The 13,055-nt window shown below is 70.3% G+C and carries 14 protein-coding genes; 11 read left to right on the forward strand and 3 right to left on the reverse strand.

The annotated features are described in order from the left end of the window. Positions 1–137: 137 nt before the first annotated feature. The 6 genes from pyrE to maiA are packed head-to-tail and all read left to right on the forward strand — an operon-like array spanning position 138 to position 4,560. A complete protein-coding gene (pyrE, locus tag L8H00_RS11475; RefSeq protein ID WP_242097459.1) occupies positions 138–719 on the forward strand; it encodes an orotate phosphoribosyltransferase in 582 nt (193 codons plus the stop codon). Beyond that, positions 716–1,447: a pyridoxine 5'-phosphate synthase gene (locus tag L8H00_RS11480; RefSeq protein ID WP_242097460.1), complete on the forward strand. Its 732-nt coding sequence runs from the start codon at positions 716–718 to the stop codon at positions 1,445–1,447. The genes pyrE and L8H00_RS11480 overlap by 4 nt, the downstream gene beginning before the upstream one ends. A gap of 30 nt (positions 1,448–1,477) precedes the next feature. Continuing rightward, on the forward strand, positions 1,478–1,888 hold the full coding sequence (gene acpS / locus L8H00_RS11485; protein ID WP_242097461.1) for a holo-ACP synthase: 411 nt from the start codon (positions 1,478–1,480) through the stop codon (positions 1,886–1,888). Then, complete coding sequence (lepB, locus tag L8H00_RS11490; RefSeq protein WP_242097462.1) at positions 1,885–2,865, forward strand: signal peptidase I; 981 nt, start codon at positions 1,885–1,887, stop codon at positions 2,863–2,865. The genes acpS and lepB overlap by 4 nt, the downstream gene beginning before the upstream one ends. Further along, on the forward strand, positions 2,865–3,941 hold the full coding sequence (locus L8H00_RS11495; RefSeq protein ID WP_242097463.1) for an AI-2E family transporter: 1,077 nt from the start codon (positions 2,865–2,867) through the stop codon (positions 3,939–3,941). The genes lepB and L8H00_RS11495 overlap by 1 nt, the downstream gene beginning before the upstream one ends. After that, positions 3,922–4,560 (forward strand): maleylacetoacetate isomerase, encoded by a 639-nt coding sequence (gene maiA / locus L8H00_RS11500; RefSeq protein ID WP_242097464.1) that lies wholly within the window; start codon positions 3,922–3,924, stop codon positions 4,558–4,560. The genes L8H00_RS11495 and maiA overlap by 20 nt, the downstream gene beginning before the upstream one ends. A gap of 10 nt (positions 4,561–4,570) precedes the next feature. Here maiA and L8H00_RS11505 read toward each other — a convergent pair whose 3' ends face one another. Then, a complete protein-coding gene (locus L8H00_RS11505; RefSeq protein WP_242097465.1) occupies positions 4,571–5,623 on the reverse strand; it encodes a glycosyltransferase in 1,053 nt (350 codons plus the stop codon). Between the two features lie 254 nt (positions 5,624–5,877). Here L8H00_RS11505 and L8H00_RS11510 point away from each other — a divergent pair, with 254 nt between their 5' ends. Genes L8H00_RS11510 through L8H00_RS11520 form a run of 3 tightly spaced genes read left to right on the forward strand, consistent with a single transcriptional unit; the run spans position 5,878 to position 8,437 of the window. Continuing rightward, the gene (locus tag L8H00_RS11510) at positions 5,878–6,732 is read left to right on the forward strand and encodes a hypothetical protein (protein ID WP_242097515.1); all 855 of its coding nucleotides are present in this window, start codon (positions 5,878–5,880) and stop codon (positions 6,730–6,732) included. After that, a complete protein-coding gene (locus L8H00_RS11515) occupies positions 6,729–7,247 on the forward strand; it encodes a DUF2141 domain-containing protein (protein WP_242097466.1) in 519 nt (172 codons plus the stop codon). Before L8H00_RS11510 ends, L8H00_RS11515 begins: the two co-directional genes overlap by 4 nt. Positions 7,248–7,258: 11 nt before the next feature. After that, a complete protein-coding gene (locus L8H00_RS11520) occupies positions 7,259–8,437 on the forward strand; it encodes a glycosyltransferase (protein ID WP_242097467.1) in 1,179 nt (392 codons plus the stop codon). Here L8H00_RS11520 and L8H00_RS11525 read toward each other — a convergent pair. Together L8H00_RS11525 and ubiG are read right to left on the reverse strand one after the other, a co-directional pair. Further along, entirely contained in the window at positions 8,385–9,818 is a 1,434-nt protein-coding gene (locus L8H00_RS11525; protein ID WP_242097468.1) for a DUF2029 domain-containing protein, read from the reverse strand. The two genes, L8H00_RS11520 and L8H00_RS11525, sit on opposite strands and share 53 nt — an antisense overlap. After that, complete coding sequence (gene ubiG, locus L8H00_RS11530; RefSeq protein ID WP_242097469.1) at positions 9,811–10,539, reverse strand: bifunctional 2-polyprenyl-6-hydroxyphenol methylase/3-demethylubiquinol 3-O-methyltransferase UbiG; 729 nt, start codon at positions 10,537–10,539, stop codon at positions 9,811–9,813. Before ubiG ends, L8H00_RS11525 begins: the two co-directional genes overlap by 8 nt. A 50-nt stretch (positions 10,540–10,589) precedes the next feature. On the opposite strand from ubiG, the gene L8H00_RS11535 reads away from it, so the two are divergent. Next, positions 10,590–11,843, forward strand: a complete 1,254-nt coding sequence (locus tag L8H00_RS11535) for an aspartate kinase (RefSeq protein ID WP_242097470.1) — start codon at positions 10,590–10,592, stop codon at positions 11,841–11,843. A gap of 168 nt (positions 11,844–12,011) precedes the next feature. After that, a complete protein-coding gene (locus L8H00_RS11540) occupies positions 12,012–13,004 on the forward strand; it encodes a nitronate monooxygenase (RefSeq protein WP_242097516.1) in 993 nt (330 codons plus the stop codon). Positions 13,005–13,055: the final 51 nt, after the last annotated feature.

The following is a 13,055-nucleotide window of genomic DNA, read 5'->3' on the forward strand; positions in this document are numbered from 1 at the left end:
CGTCCGGCACCCTTTGGGCATGGCTATACGCGTGCGGACGGCCGTCCTCAAGCGCTCCCGTGCTTTTGCCGGGGCGGCGCGCGGTCGCGGGCGTTGCGCGCGGGGGCGCCGGGCCTTATTCGCCGGCTATGACGCTGATGACCGAAGACCAGGTGCTCGCCGAATTCCGCGCCGCCGACGCGCTGCTGGAGGGCCATTTCATCCTCTCCTCGGGGCTGCGCAGCCCGCGCTATCTGCAATGCGCGCGCGTGCTGATGGATCCGGCGCGCGGCGCGCGGCTCTGCGCCGCGCTGGCGGAGACCATCCCGGCGGCGCTGCGGGCGCGGATCGGCGCGGTGGTGTCGCCGGCGATGGGTGGGGTGATCGCCGGCCACGAGATGGCGCGCGCGCTGGGCGTCGAGGCGATGTTCCTCGAGCGGCCCGAGGGCGTGTTCGAACTGCGCCGCGGTTTTCGCCTCGATCGCGGCCAGACGGTGCTGATGATGGAGGATGTGGTGACCACCGGCCTCAGCTCGCGCGAGGCGGTCGCCGCGATCGCGCGCGCGGGCGGCGAGACGGTCGCCGCGGCAGCGCTGGTCGACCGGTCGAACGGGGCAGCGGATCTGGGCGTGCCGTTCTTCCCGCTGATCCGGCTGGACGTGCCGACCTATGCCGCGGACGCGCTGCCGCCAGCGCTGGCCGCGATCCCCGCGATCAAGCCCGGAAGCCGCGCCAAGTGAGCGAGCGCCTTCGCCTGGGCGTGAACATCGATCACGTCGCCACCGTGCGCAACGCGCGCGGGGTGGGCTATCCCGATCCGGTGCGCGCAGCGCTGCTGGCGGCGCGCGCCGGGGCCGACGGGATCACCGCGCATCTGCGCGAGGATCGGCGGCACATCGGCGATGCCGATATCGCGCGGTTGGCCAGCGAACTGACGATCCCGTTGAACCTCGAAATGGCGGCGACCGACGAGATGCTGGCGATCGCGCTCCGCCACCGGCCGCACGCCGCGTGCATCGTGCCCGAAAAGCGCGAGGAACTGACGACCGAAGGCGGGCTGGATGCCGCCGGCCTCTACGATCGGCTGGCACCGATGGTCGCCGCGCTGAGCGATGCTGGGGTGCGCGTGTCGCTGTTCGTCGAGCCGTCGGCGGAGCAGATCGACGCGGCGATCCGGCTGCGCGCGCCCGTCGTCGAGCTGCACACCGGCCGCTATGCCGAACTGGAGGGCGAGGCGCGGGCCGAGGAGCTGCGGCGGCTGGTCGACGCGGCGGCGCTGGCGGCCAAGAACGGGATCGAGGTGCATGCCGGGCACGGCCTCACCTATGACAATGTCGGCCCGATCGCCGCGATCCCGCAAGTGCGCGAGCTCAACATCGGCCATTTCCTGATCGGCGAGGCGCTGTTCGTCGGGCTGGACGCTGCGGTGCGCACGATGCGCGCGGCGATGGATGCCGCGCGTGGGTGATGCCCGCGCCGCTCGATCGACCCCCGCCGCATGATCCTCGGGATCGGCTCCGACCTGTGCAACATCGTGCGGATCCAGGCATCGCTCGACCGGTTCGGCGCGCGCTTCGAACAGCGCGTCTTCACCGATGCGGAGCGAGCGCGGGCGGATCGGCGGCCGTTTACCAAGGCCGGAACGCTGGCGAAGCGCTTCGCCGCCAAGGAGGCGTTTTCCAAGGCGGTGGGCACCGGCTTCAAGGCGGGCGTGTTCATGCGCGACATCGGCGTGATCAACGCGCCGAGCGGCGCGCCGACGCTCAGCCTGACGGGCGGCGCGAAGGCGAGGCTTGACGCGATGGTCCCGCACGGCCACGCGCTGCGGATACATCTGACGCTGACCGACGATCATCCCTGGGCGCAAGCCTTTGTGATAATCGAGGCGATCCCGGAACCTGCCGCATGACCGACACCGCGCCCGACGCCCGCGATCCCGCGCCGCTCGCCCCCACGCCCGCGGCCCCGCCGGCCGGAACGCCGGCCGCTTCTCCGGCACCGGTGAAGGCGGAACGGCGCGGCACCGACTGGTGGGGCGAGGTGAAGGGCATCTTCTGGCTGATCCTGATCGTGCTCGGCTTCCACAGCTTCATCGCCAAGCCGTTCTACATCCCATCCGAATCGATGCTGCCGGGCCTGCGGATCGGCGATCGGCTGGTGGTCAGCAAATTCGCCTATGGCTGGTCGTACGTGTCGCCCACCATTCCCAATCCGGTCGCGATCTTCGACAGCCTGGTGCTGCACGAGCCGGAGGAGAGCTGGAGCGTCGCGCTGCCGTTCATCCACGGCCGGCTCTTCGGATCGCTGCCCACGCGCGGCGACGTCGCCATCGTCACGCCGCCGGGCACGCGCAACGATTATATCAAGCGCGTGATCGGCCTGCCGGGGGATCGGCTGGAGGTGCGCGGCGGCGTGGTGATCCTGAACGGCGTTCCCGTGAAGCGCGGGCCGTTCCACGACACGCTGATCCCGGTCGACACCAATTCGCCGTGCAGTGAAATGGAATATCCCGGCGCGCGCGAGACCTTGCCCGACGGCCGGGTGATGTGCCGCCTGCCGACCGTCACCGAAACGCTGCCCAACGGCCGTACCTATGACACGATCGACCTTCAGCCCGACAGCCAGGGCGACAATTACGGCCCGATCGTCATCCCCGCGAACCATGTGTTCATGATGGGCGACAATCGCGACCGCAGCGCGGACAGCCGCTTCTCGCTCGCCGAACTCGGGCTCGGCGGCCCCGTCCCCTACGAGAATCTGGGTGGCCGCGCCGAGTTCATCACCTTCAGCCTCGACGGCGATGCGAGCTGGAATCCGCTGAGCTGGCCGGAGTCGCTGCGCAGCGGCCGCGCCGGCCTCTCGCTTCATCCCAAGGACGCCCATTGATGGCCGATCATTCCGCACCCCCCATGGTGTCCGAGCCCAGCCCCGGCGAGATGCGCGATCCCGCGACTCGGCGGGAACTGAAAAAGGCCGCGGTGTGGCTGGGCCTGATCGCCGCCATGGCGATGACGGTGCTGCTCGTGCAGCCGCTGCTGGTGATCTTCGCCGGACTGGTGTTCGCCGCGATGCTCGACGGCGGTGTCCGGCTGCTCGGCCGCGTGCTGCCGATCGGGCGCGGATGGCGGCTGCTGATCGTGGTGCTCGCGGTGATCGCGTTCCTGCTCGGCACCTTCTACCTGATGGGCGTCCAGCTTTCGGAGCAGGTGACGCAGCTCCAGCAGACACTGCAGACGCAATGGTCGCGGCTCGCGGCCTGGCTCAGTTCCAAGGGGATCATGCCCGGCGCTTCCGACGTGAACGGGATGCTCCACCAGGCGATGGGTTCGGTCGGCAAGCTGACCAGCTTCGTCGGCACCGCGCTGGGCGCGCTGACCACGACGGTGTTCATCCTGGTGCTCGGGCTGTTCTTCGCGATGGAACCGCGGATCTACGAGCGCGGGCTGCAATGGATGGTGCCGACCGATTCGCGCGCCGAATTCACCAAGACGACCGAGCGGATGGGCACGACGCTGCGCCGCCTGCTCGCCGGGCGCCTGCTGGGCATGACGGTGGAGGGCGTGGCCACCGGGATCGCGCTCGAGATCGGCGGCGTGCCGATGGCGCTGGTGCTGGGCATCATCGCCGCGATCCTGGCCTTCATCCCCAATATCGGCGCGTTCATCACCGGCGCGCTGATGGTCGCGGTGGGGTTCAGCGGCGGCATGCACACCGGGCTGTGGGCGCTCGGCACCTGGGCGTTCGTGCAGAGCATCGACGGCTATGTGGTGGTGCCGATCGTCGCACGGCGCACGGTCGATCTGCCGCCGGCGCTGACGCTGTCGATGCAGATCCTGGCCAGCGCGCTGTTCGGGCTGCTGGGGCTGATGCTCGCCGATCCGATGACCGCCATGATCAAGGTGGCGCTCGAGCGGAGTTCGGAGCGCGAGGCGGAGCGGATGGATGCCGATCCGGCTGCATGATTATTGGCGGTCGTCGGCCGCCTATCGGGTGCGGATCGCGCTTCATCTGAAGCGCGTCGCCTATGAAAGCGTGCCGATCGACCTGCTGACGGGTGCACAGCGGGGCGACGCCAACCGCGCCGTCCAGCCGCAGGGGCTGCTTCCCGCGCTGGTGGTGGACGGCATCGCGATCACGCAGAGCCTCGCCATTCTCGACTGGCTCGATGCGGTCTATCCCGATCCGCCGCTCTATCCGCGCGATCCGCTGGCGCGCGCGCAGACGCTGGCGCGGGCGCTCGTGATCGCGGCGGACATCCATCCGATCGACAATCTGCGCGTGCTGAAGCGGCTGGAGACGCAGTTCGGCGCGGATCAACCCGCCAAGGACGATTGGTATCGCCACTGGGTGATCGCAGGCTTCGACGCGCTGGAGGCGATGGCGCCGGCGGATGGGCCGTTCCTGGGCGGCGCCGCGCCCGATGTGGCGGATCTCTGCCTGGTGCCGCAAATGTATAACGCGCGGCGCTTCGCGGTGCCGCTTGCGGCCTATCCGCGGCTGGTGGCGGCCGATGCCGCGGCCTGCGCGTTGCCCGCCTTCGCCGCGGCGCATCCGGACCGGGTGGCGCGGTCCACGGCCTGACGCCCGGCGCTCACGCCAGCAGCGTGTCGAACAAGGCCAGATAGCGTGCTGCCGAATCGGTCCCCGGTGGCGGCACCGGCGCGGGGCGGGTCGCCGCCAGCGCGTGGCGCAGCGCGGTGACCAGGGCGGCGGGATCGTCGCGGGGGACGATGCGGCCGAGTTCCGGGCGCGTGACGATCTCGGCGATCGCGGCGCTGCAATCGGTGGCGACCACCGGCGTGCCGACCGACAGCGCCTCGCGCAGCACGCCCGGCACGCCCTCGTAATCCGAGGTGAGCGCCAGCACGGCGGCGCGCGCCATCGCCGGAAACGGATCGGCGGCATGGCCGGGCAGATGGACCCGGTCCGCGATCCCCAGCGCGCGCGCCTGGGCCGTGAGCGCACGGCGATCGGGGCCTTCGCCCAGGATCACGAGCGGCACGCCGTCCAGCGCGGCCATAGCGGCGATCAGCCGGTCCCAGCGTTTCTGCGGGCGCAGCCGGCCGACGCCGAGCACGAAGGGTCCCGTCGGCAGCGGCGGAACGGGCGCGCCGGGGATCGGCCGTGCGGGCGGGTTGGGGATCACGCTCGTCCGCCCCTCCATCCGCATCGCGCGCGCAGCGGCCGCGGCGGTGGCGGGCGTCATCGCGACGATATGATCGAGGAAGCGGCGATGCGCGGCGAGCCACCACCGATGCCCCGCCGCGACGACGGCGCCGTGATCGGCGCGATCGGGCGCGTTCGAGATCTTGGCGACGATCGGCGGGCAGGCGGCGCCGAGCCGCGCCTTCGTCCAGGCGGCGACCAGCGTATAATGGTTGCCGGGGCAGAAGAGGATGTCGGGCGACACCGCACGGACGATCCCCGGCACGGCGGCCATCGCCGCATAACCGCTGTGCCCCAGCACGATCGTCTCGATCCCGTCCGGCAGTTCGGCGGCAAGCGGCCCGTCCGGCGATCCCATCACCAGCGTGACCCGCGCGCCGCGTTCGATCCAGTCCCGCGCCAGCCGCAGCATCGCACGCTCCACCCCGCCGCCCGCCAGCGTCTGCGCAAAGGAGAGGATATGCCGCGGAGCCGCCATCAGGCGCCCGCGCATACAGGCTGGCGGGTGCCACACAACAGCCACCTTTGCGGGCCATGCGCCGGTTCCGTTCATCGGCCCGCAATGTTACCGCGTCTCTACCGCGGTGGCCTCCACCCGGAGGGCCCCGACGGATGGAAGACGGAGTGGCGTTGAATCGATCCGAGGGACCAGCCGTGACGACGACTGCCGCCATTCCGCCCGTCCACCCCGCCGCGGGTGCCGACATCGCCGGGCTCGAGCCGCTGCGCACGATGCGCAGCCGCTGGCCCGCGGTGCTCGGCGCCGTGCTGACGCTCGCGATGATCGCCGGTCTGGGGCACGAGCTGCTGAAATCGGGGCTGGCGGGCCTGTCGCGCTCGGTGCCGTCCGATCCGCGCTTCTATCTGTGTTTCGCCGCGCTCTACATGTCGCTGCCGACGGGGGACTATATCATCTTCCGCCGGCTGTGGGGCATTCCCATCGGCGGCCTTGCCGCGCTCATCAAGAAGCGGATCGCGAACGAGGTGGTGTTCGGCTATTCGGGCGAGGCCTATTTCTACGCCTGGGCGCGGGCGCGGGCGAAGATGGTGGCGGCGCCGTTCGGCGCGGTGAAGGACGTGTCGATCCTGTCGGCGATCGCCGGCAATGCGATCACGTTGCTGATGATGGCGATCGCGCTGCCGCTCGGCCATGCGCTGATGAAGCCCGATCAGCTGCGGATGCTCGAGGGATCGGGGGCGATCGTCTTTGCGATATCGCTGCCGTTCCTGATCTTTTCCAAACGCGTCTTCTCGCTGCCGCGCGGGCAATTATGGTGGGTGTTCGGCATCCACTGCCTGCGCCTGCTGGCGGGATCGGTGCTGATCGCGTTCGCCTGGCATTTCGCGCTGCCCGACGTCTCGATCGGCATGTGGCTGTTTCTGGCGGCGGGGCGGCTGCTCGTCTCGCGGCTGCCACTGGTGCCCAACAAGGACCTTCTTTTCGCCAATTTCGCGATCATACTGATCGGACAGGATCAGGAACTGTCCGATCTCGTCGCGTTTACGGCCGCGCTCCAGTTGCTCGTCCACGTCGTTCTGATCGTGGCGTTCAGCCTGAACGGTCTGGTCAGAAGGAAGTTCGCATGACCCTCAGGACCGGTGCCGCCCTGCTCGCGATCGCGGCGTTCGCCGGCGCGGCGGGCGCACAGCCGACGATGCTGGGCGTCGACGCCGCCGCGTGCACCAGCGGCGAGGGGCCCGCGATCCAGGCGAACATCGAGGGGCTGAAGGACCGCAAGGGCGAGCTGAAGCTCGAACTCTATCCGCCCGACGAAGAGGATTTCCTGAAGGACGACAACATCCTGATCGCGCAGGGCAAGCTGTTCCGCCGGATCCGCGTGTCGACGCCTTCCAGCGGGCCGGTTTCGCTGTGCATCCGCGTGCCCCGGCCGGGGCGCTATGCGCTGCTGTTCACGCACAATCGCGACGGCAAGAACAAGTTCAGCTTCTGGAGCGACGGCGCGGGCTTTCCCAGCAACCAGCGGATCGGCCGCGCCCGGCCGAAGCTGGCGGGCGCACTGATCGAGGTTGGCAAGGGGGTTGTGGTGACGAACATCCATGCCCAGTATCTGCACGGCATCGGCGGCTTTTCGCCCAACTGAGGACGAAAGCGTTGCGGATCGTCGACGTCAACGAGCTCTACTCGCCGACCGGCGGGGGCGTGCGCACCTATATCGATCGCAAGATGGCGATTCTGGCCGATATGGGCCACGAGCTGATCGTGATCGCACCCGGCCGCGAGGATGCGGTGGAAGAGCGCCCCGGCGGCGGCCGCATCCATTACGTCAAGGCGCCGGGCATGCCGTTCGACGCCAATTACGGGCTGTTCTGGGACGCCGCGCCGATTACCGATCTGCTCGACCGGATCGATCCCGACGTGGTCGAATGCTGCTCGCCCTGGCGCCCGGCCTGGATCGTCGGCGATTGGCAGGGCCGCGCGGTCAAATCCTATTTCATGCACAACGACAATATGGCCGCCTATGCGCAGCGCTGGTTCGAAGGCGTGGCGAGCCACGCGCGGATCGAACAGGCGTTCGCCTGGTACACGCGCTATATGGGCCGCTTCCTCGATCGCTACGACACCGTCGTCACGAACGGGCCGGCGCTGGAGAAACGGCTGCGCAACCGGGGCCTGCGGATCGACGTCGCGATGCCGCTCGGGATCGAGCGGCGGCATTTCTCGCCCGAGTTTCGCGACGAGCGGCTGCGCACCGCGCTGCTGAAGCAATGCGACCTGCCCGCCGACGGCCGGTTGCTGCTCGGTTTGGGGCGGCACCATCCCGAAAAACGCTGGCCGATCGTGATCGACGCGGTGGAGCGGGCGGGCGCCAAGCTGCCGGTGGGATTGATCCTGATCGGCACCGGCAACGACAGCCCGCGCATGGCCAAGCGGATCGCGGGCTCGCCGCATATCCGCATGTTCCGCCCGGTCTATGATCGCGAGCGGCTCGCGCGAATCATGGCGAGCTGCGACGCGCTGATCCACGGATCCGAGGCGGAGCCGTTCGGGCTCGTCGCGTCGGAGGCGATGGCGTCGGGCCTGCCGCTGATCGTGCCCGATACCGGCGGTTGCGCCGAAGTGGCGGAGCCCCGCGCGAGCGAACTCTACCGCGCGCGCGATGCGCAGGCGGCGGCGACCGCGATCATCCGGCTCTTCCGCCGCGACCCGCGCATGTTGCGCCGGGCCGCGATCACCGCGGCGGCGGGGGTGCGCAGCGACGCCGAACACGCCGCCGATCTCATGGCCTATTATCAGGGGCTGGTGGACGCCAAGCGGGCGCAGGCGGCCTGACCCACAGCCGCAGCGGCGCCGGCGCCGGCAGCGGCCGATAGCCGCGCGCGATCGCCGCGCGTTCCATCAGCGCGTCGAGCCCGGCATCGCCGCCCGTCCACGGTGCCTCGCCGCCGACCAGTACCGCATCGGGCAGCAGCGCCCGTCTCAGCGTGTCGCGCGAGACATAGCCGCGCGCCACGGCATCGCCGCCACGGAAGCGGAAGGCGAAGGGGCCGCCGGCGAAGCGCGGATCGGGCACCCGCCGCGCGGCCGGCAGCAATTCCGGCGAGAGCGTGGCGACAGGACCCCGCACGCCCGTCGCATCGAGCATCGCGCCCACCGCCTGCCCGTTCCGCACCGCCGCGAACAGCGTTCCCCCGTGCGCCAGCGCCGCGACCGAGGGGGCAAGGCCCGCGGCGGCGAACGTCACCAGCGCGATCCGCAGCGTACGTGCCGGCGGGTGCGTGCTCCACAGGAGCGCCGTGCGGACGAACAGGGGGGGCAGGACGGGCAGCAGATATTGCCGCCATGTCGGCATCGGCAGCAGCGCGGCGACCAGCCCCGCGACGATCAGCCCGTCGAGCAGCGGCGCCCGCCGCCCCCGCACCGCCGTCCATGCCGCGAGCAGCGCCGGGCCGAGCGCGAGGAACTTCAGCGTATCGACCAGCTTGGCGGCGATCGACAGCTTCCAGGGCCGGTTCGCATAATATTCGGCGGGCGCGGTGGCGGGAAAGCGGAGCGTGCCGAACAGGAAATCTGCCGGGCTGGACGCCCAGGCCCAGAGGAGGAAGACGATCATCGGCGCGGCCCCGATCGCGCCCCAGAGCGGGCGGCGGCGTTCGACCAGCGCGTAAAGGCCATAGGCGATGGCGGGGACGGCATAGGAGATCTTCGCCGCCGCGGCGCCCGCGAGCAGCAGGCCGATCGCGGCGGCGTGGCGGCGCCCTGGTCGTTCGCCGACCGCGATCCACAACGCGACCGCATAGAGCGCGACGGGCAGCGCATCGTTGCGCGCGGTGCCGATGCTGAACAGCATGATGTCGCAGGACGCGAACAGCGCGGCGCCGACCAGCGCAGCGCGCGGGCGGGCGCCCGCCGCCAGGCTGGCGCCATATACGGCGACGATCGCGAGCGTGCCGAGCAGCGCATTGGCGATCCGCAGCGCGGGCCAGGCCAGGGCGCCCGCACCCCAGGCGATCGGCGCGAAGAGCCAGGGCTGGAGCGGCGTCTGGAGATAGGCGAAATCGCGGTAGGGCCACAGCCCGTGCGCGACGAGGCTGGCGGCGGCGACATATTGGCTTTCGTCGTGATCGACCGGGCGGAGCAGCGCCAGCAGGGCGAGCACCAGCGCCAGCCCCGCCACCTCCCACCCGCCCGCCTTCGCGGTGCGTTCAGGCATGAACGGCAGTGACGAAATAATCGAGCGCCACCGAATCGGCGAGCGCGAAGCCGCGCGCCGGCGAGAAGCCCAGGCCTTGCACGTCGATGACGCGCAGCCCAGCTTCGGCCAGCCGGGCGGTCAGTTCGTCGGGGGTGAGGAACCGATCCCAGTCGTGCGTGCCGCGGGGGATCCGGCCGAAGCCTTCCGCGATGCCGATCATCGCCAGCTTCGACAGCGGCGTGCGGTTGGGGGTGGAGAGGATCATCAGCCCGGCCGGCGCCAGCGCGCCCGCAAGGCCGGTGACGAAGGCGGCGGGATCGGTGACGTGCTCGATCACCTCGAGGCTGGTGACGAGATCGAAGCGCGCGTCGCCCAGCGTCTCGATCCCGCCCGCGCGGTAATCGATCGCGAGCCCGGCGGCGGCGGCATGGTCGCGCGCCACCGCGATGCTTTCGGGCGCGGCGTCCACGCCGGTGACGGCGGCGCCGAGCCGAGCGAGCGGTTCGCAGAGCAGCCCCGCGCCGCACCCCATGTCGAGCGCGGTTCGCTCGGCGAGCGGCGTGAAGCCGGTGCCGTCGCCGCCCCAATGCGCATCGATCCGCGCGCGGATATGGGCGAGGCGCGGCGGATTGAGCTTGTGGAGCATCGCCGAGCTGCCGGCCGGGTTCCACCAGTCCGCCGCCTGCCGGCCGAAATGGGCGGCCTCGCGCGGGTCGATCGTGTCGCTTGCGTTACGCATTGTCGCTTCCTATCAGGCAGGCCGTTTTCCCCCAAGGAGATTGCGCCGCGATGGGCCGGATCGTCATGAAGTTCGGCGGCACGTCGATGGCCGGGATCGAGCGGATCCGCAACGTGGCGGCGCGTGTGAAGCGCGAGGTGGAGGCGGGCAACGAAGTGGCGGTCGTCGTGTCGGCGATGGCGGGCGAGACGGACCGTCTGGTGGGTTTCTGCCGCGAGGCGTCGCCGCTGTACGACCGGCGCGAATATGACGTTGTCGTCTCGGCGGGCGAGCAGGTGACGAGCGGGCTGCTCGCGATCGCGCTCCAGGCGGCGGGCGTGCCGGCGCGGAGCTGGCTCGGCTGGCAATTGCCGATCCACACCTCGGACGCGCACGCCTCGGCCCGCATCGGCTCGATCGACATGGCCGCGCTCGACGCGTCGCTGTCGGGCGGCTGCGTCGCGGTGATCCCGGGGTTCCAGGGCGTGACCGAGGCGGGCCGGGTGACGACGCTCGGCCGCGGCGGATCGGACACGTCGGCGGTGGCGGTGGCAGCGGCGATGAAGGCGGACCGCTGCGACATCTATACCGATGTCGACGGCGTCTACACCACCGATCCGCGGATCGTGCCGCGCGCGCGAAAACTGTCGAAGGTGACATATGAGGAGATGCTGGAGCTGGCGAGCGTGGGGGCCAAGGTGCTCCAGACGCGCTCGGTGGGACTGGCGATGAAGGAGGGCGTACGCGTTCGCGTACTCTCGAGCTTCGAGGACGACCGGGACGAGGACGGCCATCGCGGCACGCTGATCGTGGGGGAAGAGGAAATCGACGACATGGAACGCCAGCTCATCACCGGCATCGCGCACGACCGGAACGAGGCCAAGATCACGCTGACCCAGGTGAGCGACCGCCCCGGATCGGTCGCCGCGATCTTCGCGCCCTTGGCGGAGGCGGGGATCAACGTCGACATGATCGTGCAGAACGTCGCGCATTCGACCGGATCGACCGACGTGACCTTCACCGTGCCCTCGGCTGACCTCGCCCGCTCGGTGGACGTGCTGGAGCACGCGCGCGGCGCGATCGGCTTTGCCAGCCTCGTCCATGACGTCGCCGTCGCCAAGGTGTCGGTGGTGGGCGTCGGCATGCGCAGCCATGCGGGCGTCGCCGCCACGATGTTCACCACGCTCGGCGAGCGCGGGATCAACATCCAGGCGATCGCGACCAGCGAGATCAAGGTGAGCGTGCTGATCGAGGAGGATTATACCGAACTCGCGGTGCGCGTGCTGCACACCGCCTATGGGCTGGACGCCGACGCGGCGGCCTAGCGCACCGCTCGTCATCCCCGCCGGCGCGCGGGTGGCGGCGGAGTGGCGGTTCGGGAGAGGATTGCGGTTCGTCCTCCGCACGGGCATGCACGCGGCATGACCGATACGCTTGAGAAACCACCCGTCTCTGCCACGTCACGCTCCGGCGGGGAGCGCCTCGCGCACCTGATGGCGCGCGGCGCCGCGTTCCTCGACAGCGAGGTCGCGCTGATGTGCGGCGCGATGTCGTGGGTGAGCGAGCGGCATCTGGTGGCGGCGATGTCGAACGCCGGCGGCTTCGGCGTGATCGCGTGCGGCGCGATGACGCCCGAATTGCTCGATGCCGAGATCGCCGCCACCCGCGCGCGGACGACGCGGAGCTTCGGCGTGAACCTCATCACCATGCACCCTGCGCTGTTCGACCTGATCGCGGTGTGCGGGCGCCACGGCGTGACTCACGTCGTGCTGGCCGGTGGGCTTCCGCCCAAGGGCAGCCTCGAGGCGATCAAGGCGACCGGCGCGAAGGTGATCTGCTTCGCCCCCGCGCTCAGCCTTGCGAAAAAGCTGATCCGCAGCGGCGTCGATGCGCTGGTGATCGAGGGGATGGAGGCGGGCGGCCATATCGGCCCGGTTTCCACCAGCGTGCTGGCGCAGGAGATGCTGCCCGAAATCGCCGCGCAGGTGCCGGTGTTCGTGGCGGGCGGGATCGGCCGCGGCGAGGCGATCGCGGGCTATCTGGAGATGGGCGCGGCGGGCGTGCAGCTCGGCACGCGCTTCGTCTGCGCCACCGAATCGATCGCGCACGCCAATTTCAAGAAGGCGTTCCTCCGCGCTTCGGCCCGCGACGCGGTGGCGAGCGTGCAGATCGATCCGCGCCTGCCCGTCATCCCGGTGCGCGCGCTGAAGAATGCCGGGGCTGAGCTGTTCACCGCCAAGCAGCGCGAAGTGGCGCAGGCGCTCGACGAGGGCGGCGTCGCCATGGCCGAGGCGCAGTTGCAGATCGAGCATTACTGGGCGGGCGCGCTGCGTCGCGCGGTGATCGATGGCGATGTCGAGCATGGCTCGGTGATGGCGGGCCAGTCGGTCGGCATGGTGACGCGCGAGGAGCCCGTCGCGGCGATCATCGCGCAACTGATGGGCGAGGCGGCGGATTCGCTCGGCAAGCGGACGCTCGGCGGCTGAGACCGGCCGCTGCCAAGCGGTAAAAGACGAACGGTTACCGCTTGTTAACCC

It is taken from the genome of Sphingomonas sp. CROZ-RG-20F-R02-07, from assembly GCF_022662335.1.
Classification (GTDB): domain Bacteria; phylum Pseudomonadota; class Alphaproteobacteria; order Sphingomonadales; family Sphingomonadaceae; genus Sphingomonas.

Bases quoted from the DNA above. Each gene is read 5' to 3' on its own strand.
- L8H00_RS11525 (WP_242097468.1), bottom strand. From the start codon at position 9,818: ATGCCTGAACGCACCGCGAAGGCGGGCGGGTGGGAGGTGGCGGGGCTG.
- L8H00_RS11510 (WP_242097515.1), top strand. From the start codon at position 5,878: ATGCGCAGCCGCTGGCCCGCGGTGCTCGGCGCCGTGCTGACGCTCGCG.
- L8H00_RS11535 (WP_242097470.1), top strand. From the start codon at position 10,590: ATGGGCCGGATCGTCATGAAGTTCGGCGGCACGTCGATGGCCGGGATC.
- ubiG (WP_242097469.1), bottom strand. From the start codon at position 10,539: ATGCGTAACGCAAGCGACACGATCGACCCGCGCGAGGCCGCCCATTTC.
- lepB (WP_242097462.1), top strand. From the start codon at position 1,885: ATGACCGACACCGCGCCCGACGCCCGCGATCCCGCGCCGCTCGCCCCC.
- acpS (WP_242097461.1), top strand. From the start codon at position 1,478: ATGATCCTCGGGATCGGCTCCGACCTGTGCAACATCGTGCGGATCCAG.
- L8H00_RS11515 (WP_242097466.1), top strand. From the start codon at position 6,729: ATGACCCTCAGGACCGGTGCCGCCCTGCTCGCGATCGCGGCGTTCGCC.
- L8H00_RS11505 (WP_242097465.1), bottom strand. From the start codon at position 5,623: ATGGCGGCTCCGCGGCATATCCTCTCCTTTGCGCAGACGCTGGCGGGC.
- pyrE (WP_242097459.1), top strand. From the start codon at position 138: ATGACCGAAGACCAGGTGCTCGCCGAATTCCGCGCCGCCGACGCGCTG.
- maiA (WP_242097464.1), top strand. From the start codon at position 3,922: ATGCCGATCCGGCTGCATGATTATTGGCGGTCGTCGGCCGCCTATCGG.
- L8H00_RS11540 (WP_242097516.1), top strand. From the start codon at position 12,012: ATGGCGCGCGGCGCCGCGTTCCTCGACAGCGAGGTCGCGCTGATGTGC.
- L8H00_RS11495 (WP_242097463.1), top strand. From the start codon at position 2,865: ATGGCCGATCATTCCGCACCCCCCATGGTGTCCGAGCCCAGCCCCGGC.